We start from the raw sequence: 16,118 nt of genomic DNA, 5'->3' as shown, positions 1-16,118 counted from the left end.
CCACAAAAGACTTTAGGCATCAATAAAAGTTTTTATCTTTGTTTATCTAACTCTTATGAAGTTATTTTCAAATTTAAAAACTTAAAACTTCTGCTTAATTGTGGCTTTACTGCACTTAGATAAAGAATGTATTGCTTAAAAACAATCATTAATTTAATATTTATATGAAAAACTCATCACATAGGTGCGTCCTCTGGCGTAATTATTCATAGCTAAAGGATCGGCTGTGCTATTCATGGTTTGGTTATATGAATTTAGGGCGTCTATGTATTTTTCATCGAGTAAATTTTGAATTTCTCCTTTGATGATGAAATTCCTAAAAGGCTCAAAACTTGCATAAAGATCAAGTATGATAGGCTGACTTGGTAAATCTTGAGTACCCATAGCCCACAATTCTTGCCAACCTGTATTTGCTGGCGGTCTTGTGTTATTATCTGGCATAAAAGCACTTGGATCGATTCTTTTCATCTTACCTGTATAAGTTGCTCTTGAACCAAGTATGAACTTTTGATTAAAAAGCCTTGTTCCTAAATCAAGTACAGCATAATCCTCTGGTAGTTCTGAAAATTGTGATTGAGCCAAATTGATATGAGAAGCTTGAGAGCCATTAGCATTTGCTTCACTTTGAGAAACTTGCCTATCAGTGTTTTGGTGCGTGTAAGTAAGCTTTGTGTAAAAAAAGCCCATGTCATATCTTAATTCAGCTTCAATACCGCTAAAAATAGCCTTTGTGTTTAGAGGTAGGAGTAAAAAATCATTTTCACCATAATTTGGAGGTCCAAAATTATCACTATTAATCACATTTTGATTATAGATATAATCTTTTATATGGCTGTAATAATAAACCGCCTTAAAGCCAAAGCTATCATCTTCATACAATAAGCCTTGAGTAAAGCTGTTAAAGCCTATCTGGTAAGTATTTGCTAGCTCAGGTCTTAAGCCCGTGTTTAAATCTTGAAAATTATCACTTGAAGTATTAAAAGTGCCTGAAAAAAACATTTCTTGGACATTTGGAATTCTATATGTTCTTGAGTAACTCACAAAAGGTGTAAAAAGAGTATGAATTTTTGCTGCAAGCATACTTGAGATATTAAAATTGTTAAAATTCTTTTTAAAAGCCCCTGCTTCTTTTGGAGAACAATAGGCATTAAAATCCTGACAAACACCTTGTCTTATAGTGCTAAGCTCTGCAAATACATAGTTTAAATTCAAAGAAAAATCCCAAAAATTACTGCTAAAAGCATTATCAAGGTATAAAGTTTTTATGTTTTGCTTGCCATCTGGAGCAAAGCCGTATTGAAAATAACCGGGCATATCAGTTGAGCCATCATTTGAGCTGTAAGATTGATCCCAATCTAAGCTTTTAGAATAAGAATTACTCATAAAATTTACTCCAAAAGTGCTCCTTAAATCAAGATTTTGACTTAAATTTGAAGTAATAGTGTTGCTAAGATTAAACATTGTGGCTGTGTTGTAGGTAATACCTTTCATATTTCCTACCGGAGTACTCATGATTTTTACATTTTCATTGTAATGCTGACTTGCTTCATTTCGAGCGAGGGCTAAATTTATATCAAGTATATCATTTGGATTATATCGGTAATTGATTTGATAATTATTCCCTATTAATTTTCTACCTGCTAGATTATTATCATATCTTCTATACTGCAAAGTAGAAGAATGCGTTTTATAGGCTAATTCAAGTTTAGCAAGCTGATTTACAGGCTTTTGAGTAAGACTTTGGGGATTAAAAGCATAAATGGAACTATTTGGATCATTTGGATCAGGTGGGACTATAGTGGTTTCATCTTCGCCTATCTTATAGCCTTGTGAGAGCTTACGCCCGCTATAAGCATACATTAAGCCCACATAGCCAAGATCAAAATCATACTTTCCAGCCACAGCTCCCATATAAGATGGTCCTAGCGAATTTGTGCCGTAGCTATACTTTGCCATTACACCAAAGATATTATTTTTACTTACTATATCTTTTACACCTATAGTGCGTAAATTTGCACTTCCCATTAAGGCATTGCCACCATTTGCCCCAGAAAAAGTGCCCCTTTCAATATCCACGCCAACGAGTAAATTTTGATCCACCATAGCCCCAAAAGCAGAAGTGCCACTTACCCTGCCACCTCCATGATACCTACCTTGTTCCTCACTCGTACCAAAAAAGGTTTGAGGCACACCATCGATCATGGTATTTACCCTGCCAAGTCCAGTCATACCTCTTATATTAACCGAAACGCCACCTTGTGAAGGATCAACTTGCGTATAAGCACCCGGAGTCTCTCTTATAATATCATCAAGGCTTTGAGTAGAATTATTAATGCCTTCTCTTGAAGAAACAGCTCCAGCATGAGTAAAAACTTTCTCTTCGTTACTAAGCTGTGATCCACTGATTTCTAGGCTGTCAAATTCAAGTATTTCAGTATTTGTAAGCCCCCCCCCCCTGTGTAGCATTATTCTCAGCTAAAGCTAGCGTTACAGCCAAGCTTAAACCAAGACAAATTCTTTTCATTGTTTTGCTCCCTTTTTTGTCTTTAAATTTTCAAAAGTAAAATGATAAATCATAAGAACTTAAAATTATATTAAAAATAATAAATTTTATCAATATATATTTTTTGTAGTAATGGTGTAGGTGAAAAATTTAATCATAAATACAAAGCAAGCTCTGATCGCTTGCTCTTTTTAAAATTTAATTAGCCTAATTCCTCATTCAAAAAGCTCAAATTGATCAAAAAGAGTTTTGTCTTGCTTGATGATATTTCTTAAAATCAAGCCATCAACCACACTTTTATCACAATCCGTCTGCTCAGGCCAAGCCCTTGTATAGCCCTCAAGTTCGCCTTTTGCACTTGCATCAACGCCCACACATTCATCTTTGATAAAAATGTCTCTTTGCGCATCTATGTTATTTACCACACGCCAAAGGAGCATATATGGATTTTCTAGGTGGTTGTTTGTATCTAAAAAGATGAGAATTTTGAAATGCTTTTTAAGTTTTAAAAGCTTTTCAAAAAGTTCTTTATGTGCTGTTTTTTTATCCACCAAAATGCAAGTTATAGGACTTTTACTTTGTATAAAAAACTGCTTTAAGGCTGTGATATTTTCATCAACTTGCTTAAAAAGCTCAAGTAAAGCCTCATCATCAAGTTTTTCAAGCTCATCTTTGCTAAGCTCATCATTTGTCGCATCAAGCCCAAGCTTTCCGCCAAAACAAGCATTTGGCGAGGCATGATCAAGCTGATCGCACACCCCGCTACTAATAAGCAAATTTTCAGCCTTAAAGCGGTTTAAAATATGTAAAATCAAAGCCTCGTAATCCTCAAGGCTAGGTGCTTTTTCATCGACAAAAACAGCATGCTTGACAAAACTCATCTGCCCTACTCCCCAAAAAGCGTGCATAATTTGCTGGGCGTGTGCTGGGTAGTTTGGCTTGATCTTTGCTAAGATGAGATTATGAAACACTCCATTTTCAGGCATTTTATAATCAATCAAATCAGGCGTAGTGGTTTGCAAAAGTGGCAAAAATACCCTTTCAGTGCCAAGCCCCATCACCCTATCTTCAAGCGGAGGCTTACCCACAACCGTGGCTTGATACACAGCATTTTTCTTAGCAAAAATTTTCTCAACCTTAATCACCGGAAAAAGCTCAGCTGGAGTATAAAAGCCAGTATGATCGCCAAAAGGACCTTCAAGCTTAAATTCATTCGTATCCACAAAGCCTTCGATGACTATATCGCTATCTTTTGGGACGAAAAGCTCATTGCTTTCACATTTTACGAGTTGGGCTGGGTGTTTTTTGATAAAACCATAAAGTAAAAGCTCAAAAATTCCCTTTGGTAAAGGAGCTTGAGCGCACCAAATATAAAGTGGATCACCGCCTATAGCTATGCTTACAGGCATTTTTTTGCCAGCTTTTTTGTATTCGTTAAAAAAATGTGTGCTGTCTTTGTGAATTTGAGTGTGAAATAAAAGCTCATTTTGAGCGCTAACTTGCAAGCGATACATACCAAGGTTATTTTGCGTGCCATCAAGGCTTTGAGTATAAACTTGTCCCATAGTGATAAACTTGCCAGCGTCCTTGCTCCAAGTTTTTAAGATAGGCAGTTCATCAAGACTTTTTAGGGTTTTAAATTTAAAGTCTGCTTGCAAGCTTTTAGCGCGTTTTGGTGGGACATTTCTAAGGCTAAAAAGGGTTTTAAAAAAGTCAAGCTTTGCGCCAAAATTCGTAGGGATATGAAGCTTTAAAAGACTTGCTATTTCGCTTGCTACTTCTTCATAATCCTTGCCAAAGGCTAGATGAAGGGCTTTTTTATTGCAAAAAGTATTCATTAGCACATTAAATTCATAGTTTTTGTTTTCTTTTCTATTGATAGCATTGGTAAAAAGCAAAGCCTTACCTTCCTCGCCTTTTTTGGCTTCTATATAGGCAATATGAGCCATTTCAAGTTCTGTATCGATTGGATCTGATATGACTTTAAGTAAGTTATTTTCTTCTAAAATTTTAATGAATTTTTGCATTATTTTTCCTCTTTATATCATCTTTTCAGCCTCTTTTAAAAGCTCTTTTGCGCCTTGCTTGATGAATTGTTGAGCTAAGCTAGTTCCAGCTGTGTTATACTCAGCTTTTTTAATCACAAGTTTTTCTTGAAGCATTTTACTTGCATCAGGTAAGCCCAAAATCGCTCTAAGCTCTATCTCATCGCCATTTATCTTTGCATTTATACCGATTGGCACTTGACAACCGCCTTCAAGCTCTTTGATAAAATCTCTTTCTATCTTGCTTTCAATGCTTGCATTCTCATCATTTAGACATTTTAAAAGCTCTAAAACTTCCTTTTTATCAACGCTTTCTATACCAAGTATGCCTTGAGAAGCCGCTGGTATCATCTCATCAAGACTAAAGGTATAAGTAAAATTTACAAGCTTATCTAAATTTAAACGTTCAATGCCAGCTTGAGCTAAAACTATAGCATCAAACTCGCCTTTTTTAAGCTTTTCTATGCGAGAATTAACATTTCCCCTTAAAGAAATGATGTTTAAATCAGATCGCAAGGCAAGCAGCTGCATTTTGCGTCTTAGGCTTGTCGTGCCTATCTTAGCGCCCTTTGGCAAGGCTTGAAAGTCTTTAAATTTATCGCTAAGTAAGGCATCATTTGGGCTGTGTCTTTTACAAAGTGCAGCTAAAACAAGCCCGTGAGGTAAAAAACTTGGCACATCTTTAAGGCTATGCACCGCAAGCTGGGCTTCTCCTCTTAGCATACCTTCTTCAAGCTCTTTGGTAAAAAGTCCTTTTCCACCTATCTTAGCTAAAGGACTATCAAGCAAAACATCGCCTTTTGTCTTAAAGCCTTGAAGTAAAAGTTCTAAATTCTTATGCTCTTTTAAAAGGCTCGCTTTGACAAATTCGCTTTGCCACAACGCAAGTTGGCTTTTTCGTGTTGCGATTATGAGCTTCATCTTTACTCCTTAATGATCTCTACATCAATGATTTCTTCATCATATACTTTGCTTTTGCTAGGTTTTTCTTCCCTGCTAAAATTTGCAAAGGCTTGTTTTTGTCTTTTTTTGCCTTTAAAAATAAGGGCAAAAATCAAAATAAAAAAGGCTATACACGAACTTAAAACACCCGGCACTATAAATAAAAAAGCAGCGATAATATAAGCAAATTGAGCAAGCATTTCCTTAGGACGCAAAAGCTGAAATTCAAGCATATTTTTCCAAAATACAGCAAGCAAAATCACGCCTACAATCACACTTGCAAGCAAAAAAATCAAAAAATTTCCAAAGCCAAAAGCAAAAACAAAAAGCACACTTGCTAAAAGCTCAAGCAAAACAAAAGGAAAGATAGAAAAGCGGTAGTAATTCATGATAAAGCTTTCTTTAGTTTTTCTTCAAGTTCGTTCAAATCAGCACTCAAGCGAGTTTTTTCGAGCTTTTCTCGCTTCACAAGCTCAACAAAGCCCTCTTCTAAGCCCTTGCCTATGATTAAAGCATAAGAAAAGCCCATAAGCTCAAAATCATTGATCTTTACTCCATAACGTTCATTTCTATCATCAAAAAGCACAGAAAAACCTTGCTGAGTAAGTTTGTTATAAAGTTCTTCGCCAAGCTTAAAGGCTTTTTCATCTTTGATATTTGAAATGATGATATGCAAAGCAAAAGGCGTGAGTGTTTTGTTCCATACTATGCCTTTTTCATCATGGCTTGCCTCTACAGCTACAGCCACCAAACGACTTACACCTATGCCATAACACCCCATATAAAAAGGCTGAGCCTTGCCATTTTCATCTAAGAAATTCGCATTCATCGCGCTTGAATACTTCGTGCCAAGCTTAAAAATGTGTCCTACTTCTATGCCTTTACTCATCTTAAGCACCCCACCACAACACGCACAAGTATCATTTTCTTTTACCTCGCACAAGTCTTTAAAACGATCTTTGTTAAGATTGCTGACATTTATGCCTATAAGATGATAGTCTTTTTCATTGGCTCCCATGATCATATTGCTTTCTTCATAAAGCTCATTATCCACATAAAAATCGATATCTTTTAAGCCCACAAAGCCGATAAATCCGGGTGTTAAACCAGCTTCTATAAGCTCGCTTTCTTCAGCATCTACTATATCAAGAGCATTGCAAGCATTTTTAGCCTTTGTCGTTTGTAAATCATCATCGCCTCTTAAAAAAAACACAACCAATTTACTTTCATTTTCATAAATAGCCCTTTTCACCACAGCTTTTATAGTATAAAACTCAGCGATTTTAAAAAATTCAGCCACAGCCTTAATAGTTTTTGTATTTGGAGTGTGAAATTTGCTTGCGTAATTTGCTTCAGGACGCTCTTCTTTGCTCGTTCTTTTGGCTCGTTTTGCAGCCTCGATATTTGCCGCATAAGAGCAGTTTTGACAAATGATGATATCATCTTCGCCACTTTTTGCAAGCACCATAAATTCCTTACTTCCACTTCCTCCAATGGCTCCACTATCAGCCTCAACAGCCCTAAAATCAAGCCCTAAGCGAGTAAAAATCCTTGAGTAAGTCTCAAACATATTATCAAACTCAGCCTTTAAACACTCTTCATTCGCATGAAAGCTATACGCATCTTTCATCACAAACTCACGACACCTTAAAAGCCCAAATCTAGGACGCGCCTCATCTCTAAATTTAAGTCCTATTTGATATAAATTTAAAGGCAGTTGCTTGTAACTTGTAATTTTGTTTTTAACCACGCTTAGCATGGCTTCTTCATGTGTTGCGCCCAGCACAAATTCATTTTCTTTTCTATCTTTAAAACGCAAAAGCTCTTTTCCATACGCTTCATACCTTCCACTTTCTTGCCACAAAGAAGCTGGAGTTACAAAACTTAAGCTAGTTTGCAAGGCACCTGCTTTATCCATTTCCTCTTTGATGATAGTTTCTATCTTATCATACACTTTTTTTCCAAGCGGTAAGAAATTATAAAGCCCACTACCAATTTGCTCGATAAAGCCTGCCCTAAGCAAAAAAATATGGCTTGCTAAAATCGCATCTTTTGGGCTTTCTTTGGTGCTTGGTGCGTAAAATTTACTCATTTTCATCAGCTATCCTTTAAATTTAATTCACATTTGTATTCATTTAAGCCAGATTTTTCATTTTCTAAAGCAAAAACATAACGCAAAGCATTGATGATAGTATCGCTTTGAATTTGCCCTTCAAGCTCTTTAAGCCTTAGTGTTGGCGTGTGCAAAAAGGCTTTAAATACTTGATGAATGAGCTTTCTTGCCTCTTCCTCATCAGAACCTTTCAAATAACCCTTTTTTAAAGCCTTGCTTAAAATTTCTTGAGAGCAACGTTTTGCCTCAAGTCTTAAATCCTTAATGATAGGTGTTAAGGTAAGTTTGTTTAAATACCTAAAAAAGCTTGCTGTCATAGTGCCAATGATCTTATAGGCTATCTTAGCTTGCTCCTCTCTTAAGGCAAGATTTGTTTTTACCACTTCTTCTAAGTCATCTACGGCAAAAACTTGCACATTTTTGCTTTGTTTTAAGTCAATATCCCTTGGCACAGCTATATCAAAAAAATAACGCGTAAAGCTCACTTCTTTAAGCATAGTATCAGTGATGATATAATGAGGCGAATTTGTAGCCGAGAAAAAAAGCTCATATGTGTTAAGATAGTATTCAAGCTTATCAAGGCTATCAATTTCTACACCTCTACCAAGCTTTAAGGCAAGTTCTTTGGCATTATCTAAGCTTCTATTAAGCAAAATAATATGAGCCCTTGCGGTAAGCAAATGCTTACATGCTAGCTCGCTCATCTCTCCAGCACCAATAACTATAACCTTTCTGCCTTCTAAAGAAAGTAGCTCTTTAGCCTTAGCCACAGCTACAGAAGAAACTGAGATGGGGTTTTTAGAAATTTGCGTTTGAGTGCGAATCGCAGCTGCACATTTAAAAGCATAATGCACCGCCCTTGAAAGATGAATATCACAAAATTTATACTCCAAAGCAAAGATAAAAGCGTCTTTAAGCTGTCCAGCGATTTGAGTTTCGCCTACAACTAAGCTATCAAGTGAGCTAGCCACTGAAAAAAGATGATGAATAGCCCCTGTATCTTCAAAAATATCAGCTCTGTTATAAAGCTCATTTGTATCAAGTTTGTAAAACTCAGCCAAAACACTAGCTAGTAAATAACCAGCCTTGTTTTTATCCTTAACAAAAGCAAAAATTTCAACCCTATTACAAGTGCTTAAAAGCAAGCATTCTTGTATATTTTGATGTTTGATAAGCTGGGAAAGAAATTGTTTTTTTGTTTCTTCATCTGAAAAAGAAAATTTCTCACGCAAAGCAAGTTCTGTGTTTTTATGCGTCCAGCTTATACAAAAATAAGTCATTAAAACTCCCTATTTATCATCGTTTTAGCGATATCTTCTAAAGCTTCATTATGATAATTTTCTATGGCTTTTAAAGCTCTTTGCGTATAATCTTTTGCTAAAATAAAACTTTGATCTAAATAAGGAGCAATGATACTCTTAAGCCAAACTGCTTCATCTTGACTGAGCTCTTTTTTAAACAAGCTCTTAAGCCTTGTTTTTTCATCTTGGGCTAAGTTTTGGTATGCAAAGATATATGCTAGGGTGCATTTTCCTTCTTTAAAATCATTCATCGCTGGCTTTCCAAGCGTTTGTGCGTCGTTTTTAATATCTAGTATATCATCTATGATCTGAAAGGCTATGCCAAGATTTTTACCATATAAAGCAAATTTTTCTTCATCAAAACCAGCTAGTATCGCTCCACACCGCGCACTTGCTTCAATCAATGCTGCAGTTTTATGATCGATCATCTCAAGATAAGCCTTTTCATCATCATTAAAACTCTTGCTTAATTCTATATCCATAAGTTCGCCTTTTGAAAGCTTTAAAACAGCTTCTGAGATAATTTTTGCAAAAATTGAGTTGAGCTTTGAAAGCTCAAAAAAGGCTTTAGAGTATAAAATATCGCCTAGCATAATCGCATTTTTAGCCCCAAATTCAGCATTAATGCTTTTTGCCCCTCGTCTTAACTCTGCTTCATCAATAACATCATCATGAAGCAAGCTTGCAAGGTGGATAAGCTCTATCAAAGCACAGATTGTAAAGGCTTCTTGGCTTGGCTTGGCTATATTTAAAAGAAGCTTTGAACGGAGTTTTTTACCTGATTTGAGCTTTGAGCACATTAAAAGTATAGGTTTATACTCCAAATCTTTTACAAAATTTGTTATAAACTCATCAATTTCTTGCACTTTTTATCCTTTGTTCTAATTTTCTTGATTTAATGGTGCTTGAGGATTAGTCTGCCCTGTTTCGTTTGGCTCTAAAACTTGAGGTGCTTGCTCTGTTTGAGGAGCTGGTTGAAGGCTAGCATTTTTTTCCTCACTAAAATAAATCCCCGGAACTATCTTTGTTGCATCACTTGTCTTACTTGGATCAAGTTTATTTGGATCTAAAAAATCCACAGCTAGTCTTGCTTGCTTATCCTCGATATACACCTTAAATTTAGCTTCTCCTCTTGAAAAATCACTAAATTCTAAGATAAGTCTGGCTCTATCTATGTGAGGATTGGTATAATCAGGGATCAAAGTTTGAGTCGCCCAGTTAAGATTCCTACGCAAAGCCAAAACAAACTGTCTTGAAAATTTGCGGTATCTTGTATGTATGATGATTTTATTTGTATCAAAAAGAGTCCAATAAAAGTCAAAATTTTGTTTGTCATTATACGCAAGTTCAGTAATACTCACAGAAGCTCGTTCATCTTTCTTAAGGCTAAACTCATAACTATGCTCAAACACAGGAGCAGCTGCAAAACTTACACAAATAAGCAAACAACAAAGAGTGATTACCCTCATCTATCCTTCTTGTCCTAAAATTTTAGCTCCAAGCTCTATATAATAATCATTTAAACGCTCTTGAATCAAAAAGTCATTTTCCATCTTATAAAGCTCAAGTTCATCTTCACTCACGCCCTTTTGCTCCAAAAGCTCAAGCATAGCGATATGCTCGCTTATAAAAGCTCTTAAGCACTTCTCAACAGCCCCCAAAGGCGCATGCCTTAAAGTCTCAAAAAACTTCTCCTCAGGGCTTTTAGAAAACATTTCATCAAATATATCCACAACTACTGCCTTTTATGCTTTTATCTTAAACTAAAACTTACATTATAGGATTTATTAAATTAAAAGAGAATAAAAAGGCTCAAAGCAAGACTTTTTTACCCTTTCTCAACCTTTTTTAAAAAAATACTCTATTTTAGAGCCATTCTTTTAAAAAGCACATTGTCAATCAAGCCTTAAATCCTTATACAAAATACTTCAACGCCCTTTCATAGTCTTGTTTGGTATCTATGCCTATACTTTTTGTTTGTATTTCAAGCATTTTGATTTTTTTGCCATTTTCTAGGGCTCTAAGCTGCTCAAGCTTTTCAGCTTGCTCTAAATTTGAGCTTTTTAAGGTGCAAAACTCATTTAATGCCCTTACACTATAAGCATAAATGCCTAAATGCGCTTTAAAAGCTTCATTATAATCTGCTCTTTCAAAAGGAATTTTTGAGCGAGAAAAATAAAGGGCGAAATTATCTTTATCAAGCACGACTTTAACAAGATTGCTATCTTGTGCTTGCTCGCTCGTGCAGGTTTTAAAACAACTTGTCATAAAGGCTGTAATATCTAGGTTTTGCTGACTAAATTCTTTAAATTTATGTAAATTTTCTGGCTCTATAAAAGGCTCATCAGCTTGAACATTGATGATTATCTCATCATCTTTTAAGCCCAAAAGCTTGCATGCTTCATTAAGCCTATCTGTGCCACTTTCATGTTCTTTGCTTGTAAGCACAGCCTTAAAGCCATGCTTTTTAGCCTCATCAAGCACTTTTTCATCATCAACAGCTATACATACTTCATCAACACCCTTTACTCTTAAAGCAGTTGCGATAAACATAGGCACGCCTTTAATCTCGCATAAAATCTTTTCAGGCATTCTGCTTGATTTTAACCTTGCTGGTATAATAATCATTTCTTTATCCACCTTAAAATTTCATCTTTTAAAGCTCTTGCTTCATAGCTTTGAATAGCTTGTTTTTCAAGATCAAAAAGATCTAAAAGCTCGGTTTTTATCCCCTCGCCGTAAGCTTCAGCGATCTCTAGCATCGCTTCTTTTTCATCATTGCAAGACTTGTTAAATAAAGCTTCATACATACTTGGCACAAATTTACTCCACTCAGCTGTTGAAGTAATGAGTGTAGTTTTATGCGGATTTAAAAGCTTAAAACAAGTTGCGGTGTGTGGATCGATGATGGCACTTTTTGAGAAGTCTTTGATAAAATGTTTGCATTCTAAATCCGTGCAAAAATCAGCCTCAAAATCCTCTTTTAAACTCTCAAGCTCGTTTTTTGTGAGTTCAAAATGAAGTTTTTCTTTTAAAGCATTCATTAACTCAAGCGTTCTTACATCGCCAAATTGATCAAAAAGCAAACGTTCTATATTTGAAGATATGAGTATATCCATAGCTGGGGAAAGCGTTTTAACCAGCTTTTTGCCTCTTAAATCATATTTGCCTGTGTTAAAAAATTCACTTAAGATATTATTTGCGTTTGAAGCGATCTTTATACGCTTGATTTTTGCCCCCATTTTTTTAGCATAATACGCCCCCAAAGCATCGCCAAAATTGCCACTTGGTATGATGATCTCAAGTTCTTTATCTATCTTTATACAAGCATAATAATGATAAATGATTTGAAACAAAATGCGTGCAAAATTTACTGAATTTGCTGCTGAAAGCTCTATGTTTTCAGTCTTTAAGGCTTGCTTAAACTCAGTATCGTTAAGCAAAGCTTTAAGCGTGTTTTGGGCTGTATCAAAGTCGCCATTGATCGCAAAAACTTTGAGATTGTCCTTATCTAAAGCTCTCATTTGCAAGGCTTGAAGCCTACTTGTGCCAGCCTTTGGGTATATACATACAACTTTAACTTGGCTATTTTCAAAGCTTTTTAAAGTCGCAGGTCCAGTATCTCCACTTGTCGCGCAGCACACAAGGAAATTTTTACCCTCGCTAAAACGTTTTAAAAGCACTCCAAAAGGCTGTAAAGCCATATCTTTAAATGCTCTTGTTGGTCCATGATAAAGCTCATTGATAAAAAGTTTTTCACTGATTTTATTTAAACGCACAGGACAAGTTTCATCATCAAAACTTTTATAGCTTTTTAAAGCCTCCTTAAAGTCCTCATCAAAGCCAAATTCAAAGCTTTGAATAAGTTTTAAAGCAAAATCATTATAACTTAAGTCTTTATACGCATAGCCATTAAACTTGGGCAAGCTTAATGGTGCATACAAACCGCCTAAATGAGCAGCTGGATTAAGCAAAGCTTCTTTAAAAGAAACGCTTTGACTTTTATCCCTTGTTCCTACTAAAAGCATTTTTATCCTTTTATATCAAAGTTTTTAAAGCTTTTTATATAATTTATTAAAGCTTCTTTTAAGCTTGGCATTAACTCAAGCTCAAGCTTAATAAGTTCATACTTAAAGCCCATATCCTTAACCTTGACAAAGTCCTTAAAAGTCAGCATTAGTGTATCACAATTATGCTTTTTTAGCAAATTTTCAAGCTCGCTTTTTTTATAATCATAATGATCTTTAAAAAAATAACACGCCCTTGCCTTGATGAAATGCTCATACAACCTAAAAGGCTTGGCTATAGAAGCGATTAAAACTGCTTTTTGATTTTCTTTCACATAAGAATACCGCACAAAATCTCTACCCTCAATAGCTATAAAATCAGCCTTTTTAGTATAACTTGGCGGTAAGCGATACGCTCCACTTGGTAGGGGGAAATTAAAATAAGGCTTTGTTTTGCCCTCAAGCAAAAGATCAAATTTCTTGATGTGAAATTTGGAAAAAGCATCATCAAGCAAAATGATACTTGCTCCTAACTCAAGAGCTTTTTGTATGCCTTTTACCCTATCTTCGCTCACGATCACGCCATAAATTGCCTTTTCAAAGGCGTATTCCATAGCCTCATCGCCACTTTGCTCTACACTACAAAGTATTTTTTCACCAAGTTTCACACATATTAAGCCCTTGCTTTTTCGCTTGTAGCCTCTTAAAATGATAAAAATTCTAGGTTCCTTTGAGCCTTGTTGCGATAAAAATTCTTGCAAAAATACAGCTATAGCCTTACACATAGGTGTTTTTCCATTTCCACCTAAGCTTAAATTTCCAACGCTAATGATTGGCACCTCAAAGGCTACTTTTTTCTTGAATTGAGTGTTTAAAATAGCAAACAAAGCATAGATAAAGCTTAAGGGTAAAAGCAGATAAGCAAGCACTTTTTGAAAGAAATTTGGCTTATAAAAATACGAATCAAAAAAGTTCATTCATCAAGACTTATAAAACGAGGAAGTTCAAGCTTAAAGGCATTTTGCCTTTTTCTTTTTTCAATCATCTCAAGCAATTTTGGTTCAAGTTTTGCTAGAATGCTTTTATCATTTGCTTCAAGAGCTTTTAAAGCCTCATCAATCTGTGCATAGCTAAAGCCAAGTTCTTTTTCATCACTTTGTCCCTCATACAAATCCGCACTTGGAGCTTTTTTGATAAAAACTTCATCTAAGCCTAAAAATTTAGCAAATTCAAAAATTTCACTCTTATACAACCTTGCTATAGGATTAAAAGCACAAGCTAAGTCCCCATAAATCGTGCCATATCCCAACATCAGCTCGCTTTTATTGCTCGTGCCAACAACCAAAGCATTTTTAAAGGCTGAGTAATCATAAAGCAAGCTCATACGAATTCTTGCGCTTAAGTTGCCTATGCGGATTTTATCTGGATTTTGAATGTTTTGCAAAAAGGCTTTGAGTATGTTTTCAATGTTTATGATCTTATACTCAAGTTTTAAGTTCTCACAAAGTTTTAAAGCATCTTTAAGATTTGCTTCATTAGAAAACTGACTTGGCATTAAAAGTGCAAATACCTTTTCGCCCAAAGCTTTTTTACAAAGTGTAGCTACAAGGGCTGAGTCTATGCCTCCACTAAGTCCTAAAACTACGCCTTTTACGCGGGCATTTTCAAGCTCATCTTGTATAAATTTGCAAAGCTTTTTTTCCAAAAAAGCAAAATCCATTTTCTATCCTTAACTTAAAAATGTATAATTATAACTAAAAATTAACAAGGATTAATAAATGCAAATTTTAAAAAAAACGTGTGGGGCTTACGGCACAAATTGCTACATACTCAAAAGCGAGCAAGGAGACTTTATCATCGATCCTGGAGATGGAGCATTTGACTTTGTAAAGCAAAATGCAGCTGAGGTTAAAGCGATCTTAAATACACACGGGCATTTTGATCATGTTTGGGATAATGAAGCGGTAAAAAGGCATTTTAAGGCTCCTATTTATATACATAAATTTGATGAGTTTATGCTAAGTGATCCTTTTGGTATGGGGCATGAGCATTCAAAAGCAGATATTTTAATCACTGATGAAAATGAATTTGACATCGCTGGAGTGAAATTTAAATTCCTTCTTTTTCCCGGACACACGCCGGGGTGTTGTATGATAGAGCTTGTGGGTGAAGGTTTGGCTTTTAGTGGGGATTTTTTATTTCAAGGCAGTATTGGAAGGTATGATTTTCCTTATTCTGATGCAAATTTAATGAAACAAAGCCTAGAACGAGTGGCTGGCTTTAAAGATGAGCTAAGGCTTTTGCCAGGACACGGAGGAGAAACCACGCTAAAAACCGAGCAAGCTCATCTTGACTTTTGGCTAAGGAACTTTTGATGGTATTTCAAACGCTTTTTGATTCTTTATTTGAGTTTTTGCTCTATTATCTTAGCTTTTTAGCCCTTGTTTCACTTATAGGAATGAAATTCGCAAAAAAGCACGAGCAACTAGAGCAAAACCCAAGCCAAAAATCAAGCCTTAAAAAGCTGTATAAAAACTGCCCGTGCCGAAAAGCCGTGCAAAATGGTATGATGAGTAGCGCGTGTATTTATAGTGCAGCAGCTGGTTTTATGCTTTCTTTAACCAATATCGCTTTGATTTCAAACTATACTTTGCGAAATTTTATCGTCTTAGCCTTAAGCTTGCTTTGTTTTTATTTAGGCTGGGTGCTGAAAAAATGAGTGCTACTTTTTTGTGTAAAATGAGCTAAAATATCATTTTTAAGAAAAAATTTATCTTAATTTAATTATAATTTAAAGATATATTTCGTTTTACAAGGAGTTTCCCCATGAAAAAGAGTATTTTGATCTCTTTAGTGTTTTTAGCTTTAGGTGTGAGTGCTATTGCTGCAAATCACAATTATCAAAGTGAGAGAGACTTTGACGATGATTACACAATTGAGGAAAGAGCCATAACTTGCGCTACTTTCAAAAATTGTCAAACAATCAAACAGCCTATATACCAAGAGGCTTTTTGCAAATGGATGGGATGGTGCAGATAAATGATTTTAGAAGTTTGCGCTGGTCTTTTAGATACTGACTTAGAATACAAAATCAAGCCTACGCTTAAATTTCAAGAACAAGCTCAAAAGAAAGAACTTGAGTTAAAAAAAGAAGAAGCTCAAGAGGAAAAAAGTGAAAATCTGCTTGATATAAAAGCTTAAATGCTT

Annotated in this window: 16 protein-coding genes and 1 pseudogene; 4 read left to right on the top strand and 13 right to left on the bottom strand. The window is 35.4% G+C overall.

Features of this window, described 5'->3' with window-relative positions; translation table 11 throughout:
- Positions 1-153: 153 nt before the first annotated feature.
- The 13 genes and pseudogenes from CQA38_RS05455 to CQA38_RS05395 form a co-directional block, all read right to left on the bottom strand.
- Positions 154-2,466 carry a TonB-dependent receptor gene (locus tag CQA38_RS05455; RefSeq protein WP_137632991.1) on the bottom strand — a complete coding sequence of 771 codons (2,313 nt, stop codon included), beginning with the start codon at positions 2,464-2,466 and terminating at the stop codon, positions 154-156.
- Between the two features lie 252 nt (positions 2,467-2,718).
- Positions 2,719-4,530, bottom strand: a complete 1,812-nt coding sequence (locus CQA38_RS05450; RefSeq protein WP_137632990.1) for a menaquinone biosynthesis decarboxylase — start codon at positions 4,528-4,530, stop codon at positions 2,719-2,721.
- A gap of 12 nt (positions 4,531-4,542) precedes the next feature.
- Positions 4,543-5,469: a hydroxymethylbilane synthase gene (gene hemC, locus CQA38_RS05445; protein WP_137632989.1), complete on the bottom strand. Its 927-nt coding sequence runs from the start codon at positions 5,467-5,469 to the stop codon at positions 4,543-4,545.
- A gap of 2 nt (positions 5,470-5,471) precedes the next feature.
- Positions 5,472-5,879, bottom strand: coding sequence for an integral memnbrane protein (locus tag CQA38_RS05440; protein ID WP_137632988.1), 408 nt, complete (start codon positions 5,877-5,879; stop codon positions 5,472-5,474).
- The gene (locus tag CQA38_RS05435) at positions 5,876-7,591 is read right to left on the bottom strand and encodes a proline--tRNA ligase (protein WP_137632987.1); all 1,716 of its coding nucleotides are present in this window, start codon (positions 7,589-7,591) and stop codon (positions 5,876-5,878) included. The genes CQA38_RS05440 and CQA38_RS05435 overlap by 4 nt, the downstream gene beginning before the upstream one ends.
- The gene (gene hemA / locus CQA38_RS05430; RefSeq protein ID WP_137632986.1) at positions 7,588-8,883 is read right to left on the bottom strand and encodes a glutamyl-tRNA reductase; all 1,296 of its coding nucleotides are present in this window, start codon (positions 8,881-8,883) and stop codon (positions 7,588-7,590) included. Before hemA ends, CQA38_RS05435 begins: the two co-directional genes overlap by 4 nt.
- Entirely contained in the window at positions 8,883-9,770 is an 888-nt protein-coding gene (locus tag CQA38_RS05425) for a polyprenyl synthetase family protein (RefSeq protein WP_137632985.1), read from the bottom strand. The genes hemA and CQA38_RS05425 overlap by 1 nt, the downstream gene beginning before the upstream one ends.
- A gap of 195 nt (positions 9,771-9,965) precedes the next feature.
- Positions 9,966-10,373, bottom strand: a pseudogene (locus tag CQA38_RS05420) (exporting protein); the annotation flags it as partial.
- Positions 10,374-10,637, bottom strand: coding sequence for a DUF2018 family protein (locus CQA38_RS05415; protein ID WP_137632984.1), 264 nt, complete (start codon positions 10,635-10,637; stop codon positions 10,374-10,376). It lies immediately after the preceding pseudogene.
- A gap of 181 nt (positions 10,638-10,818) precedes the next feature.
- Positions 10,819-11,532: a 3-deoxy-manno-octulosonate cytidylyltransferase gene (kdsB, locus tag CQA38_RS05410; RefSeq protein ID WP_137632983.1), complete on the bottom strand. Its 714-nt coding sequence runs from the start codon at positions 11,530-11,532 to the stop codon at positions 10,819-10,821.
- Positions 11,529-12,932 (bottom strand): threonine synthase, encoded by a 1,404-nt coding sequence (gene thrC, locus CQA38_RS05405; RefSeq protein WP_137632982.1) that lies wholly within the window; start codon positions 12,930-12,932, stop codon positions 11,529-11,531. Before thrC ends, kdsB begins: the two co-directional genes overlap by 4 nt.
- A 2-nt stretch (positions 12,933-12,934) precedes the next feature.
- Positions 12,935-13,888 carry a tetraacyldisaccharide 4'-kinase gene (locus CQA38_RS05400; RefSeq protein WP_137632981.1) on the bottom strand — a complete coding sequence of 318 codons (954 nt, stop codon included), beginning with the start codon at positions 13,886-13,888 and terminating at the stop codon, positions 12,935-12,937.
- On the bottom strand, positions 13,885-14,631 hold the full coding sequence (locus CQA38_RS05395; protein WP_137632980.1) for an NAD+ synthase: 747 nt from the start codon (positions 14,629-14,631) through the stop codon (positions 13,885-13,887). Before CQA38_RS05395 ends, CQA38_RS05400 begins: the two co-directional genes overlap by 4 nt.
- A 58-nt stretch (positions 14,632-14,689) precedes the next feature.
- On the opposite strand from CQA38_RS05395, the gene CQA38_RS05390 reads away from it, so the two are divergent.
- The 4 genes from CQA38_RS05390 to CQA38_RS09200 all read left to right on the top strand — a co-directional run bounded on the left by CQA38_RS05390 (position 14,690) and on the right by CQA38_RS09200 (position 16,112).
- Positions 14,690-15,286, top strand: a complete 597-nt coding sequence (locus tag CQA38_RS05390) for an MBL fold metallo-hydrolase (RefSeq protein WP_137632979.1) — start codon at positions 14,690-14,692, stop codon at positions 15,284-15,286.
- A complete protein-coding gene (locus CQA38_RS05385; RefSeq protein WP_170999475.1) occupies positions 15,286-15,630 on the top strand; it encodes a hypothetical protein in 345 nt (114 codons plus the stop codon). The genes CQA38_RS05390 and CQA38_RS05385 overlap by 1 nt, the downstream gene beginning before the upstream one ends.
- 107 nt (positions 15,631-15,737) lie before the next feature.
- Complete coding sequence (locus CQA38_RS05380; RefSeq protein ID WP_137632977.1) at positions 15,738-15,950, top strand: hypothetical protein; 213 nt, start codon at positions 15,738-15,740, stop codon at positions 15,948-15,950.
- Positions 15,951-16,112, top strand: a complete 162-nt coding sequence (locus tag CQA38_RS09200; RefSeq protein ID WP_170999474.1) for a hypothetical protein — start codon at positions 15,951-15,953, stop codon at positions 16,110-16,112.
- Positions 16,113-16,118: the final 6 nt, after the last annotated feature.

It is taken from the genome of Campylobacter sp. MIT 12-5580, from assembly GCF_005406235.1.
In the GTDB taxonomy this organism is placed as follows: Bacteria; Campylobacterota; Campylobacteria; order Campylobacterales; family Campylobacteraceae; genus Campylobacter_D.
The sequence above is the reverse complement of the archived record's forward strand: the minus strand, read 5'-3'. Positions and strand labels throughout refer to the sequence as shown.

What these genes read in the sequence shown, in the direction of transcription:
- CQA38_RS05380 (WP_137632977.1), top strand. Translation starts at nt 15,738, where the DNA reads ATGAAAAAGAGTATTTTGATCTCTTTAGTGTTTTTAGCTTTAGGTGTG.
- CQA38_RS05385 (WP_170999475.1), top strand. Translation starts at nt 15,286, where the DNA reads ATGGTATTTCAAACGCTTTTTGATTCTTTATTTGAGTTTTTGCTCTAT.
- CQA38_RS05390 (WP_137632979.1), top strand. Translation starts at nt 14,690, where the DNA reads ATGCAAATTTTAAAAAAAACGTGTGGGGCTTACGGCACAAATTGCTAC.
- CQA38_RS05450 (WP_137632990.1), bottom strand. Translation starts at nt 4,530, where the DNA reads ATGCAAAAATTCATTAAAATTTTAGAAGAAAATAACTTACTTAAAGTC.
- kdsB (WP_137632983.1), bottom strand. Translation starts at nt 11,532, where the DNA reads ATGATTATTATACCAGCAAGGTTAAAATCAAGCAGAATGCCTGAAAAG.
- hemA (WP_137632986.1), bottom strand. Translation starts at nt 8,883, where the DNA reads ATGACTTATTTTTGTATAAGCTGGACGCATAAAAACACAGAACTTGCT.
- CQA38_RS09200 (WP_170999474.1), top strand. Translation starts at nt 15,951, where the DNA reads ATGATTTTAGAAGTTTGCGCTGGTCTTTTAGATACTGACTTAGAATAC.
- thrC (WP_137632982.1), bottom strand. Translation starts at nt 12,932, where the DNA reads ATGCTTTTAGTAGGAACAAGGGATAAAAGTCAAAGCGTTTCTTTTAAA.
- CQA38_RS05455 (WP_137632991.1), bottom strand. Translation starts at nt 2,466, where the DNA reads ATGCTACACAGGGGGGGGGGGCTTACAAATACTGAAATACTTGAATTT.
- CQA38_RS05395 (WP_137632980.1), bottom strand. Translation starts at nt 14,631, where the DNA reads ATGGATTTTGCTTTTTTGGAAAAAAAGCTTTGCAAATTTATACAAGAT.
- CQA38_RS05400 (WP_137632981.1), bottom strand. Translation starts at nt 13,888, where the DNA reads ATGAACTTTTTTGATTCGTATTTTTATAAGCCAAATTTCTTTCAAAAA.
- CQA38_RS05440 (WP_137632988.1), bottom strand. Translation starts at nt 5,879, where the DNA reads ATGAATTACTACCGCTTTTCTATCTTTCCTTTTGTTTTGCTTGAGCTT.
- hemC (WP_137632989.1), bottom strand. Translation starts at nt 5,469, where the DNA reads ATGAAGCTCATAATCGCAACACGAAAAAGCCAACTTGCGTTGTGGCAA.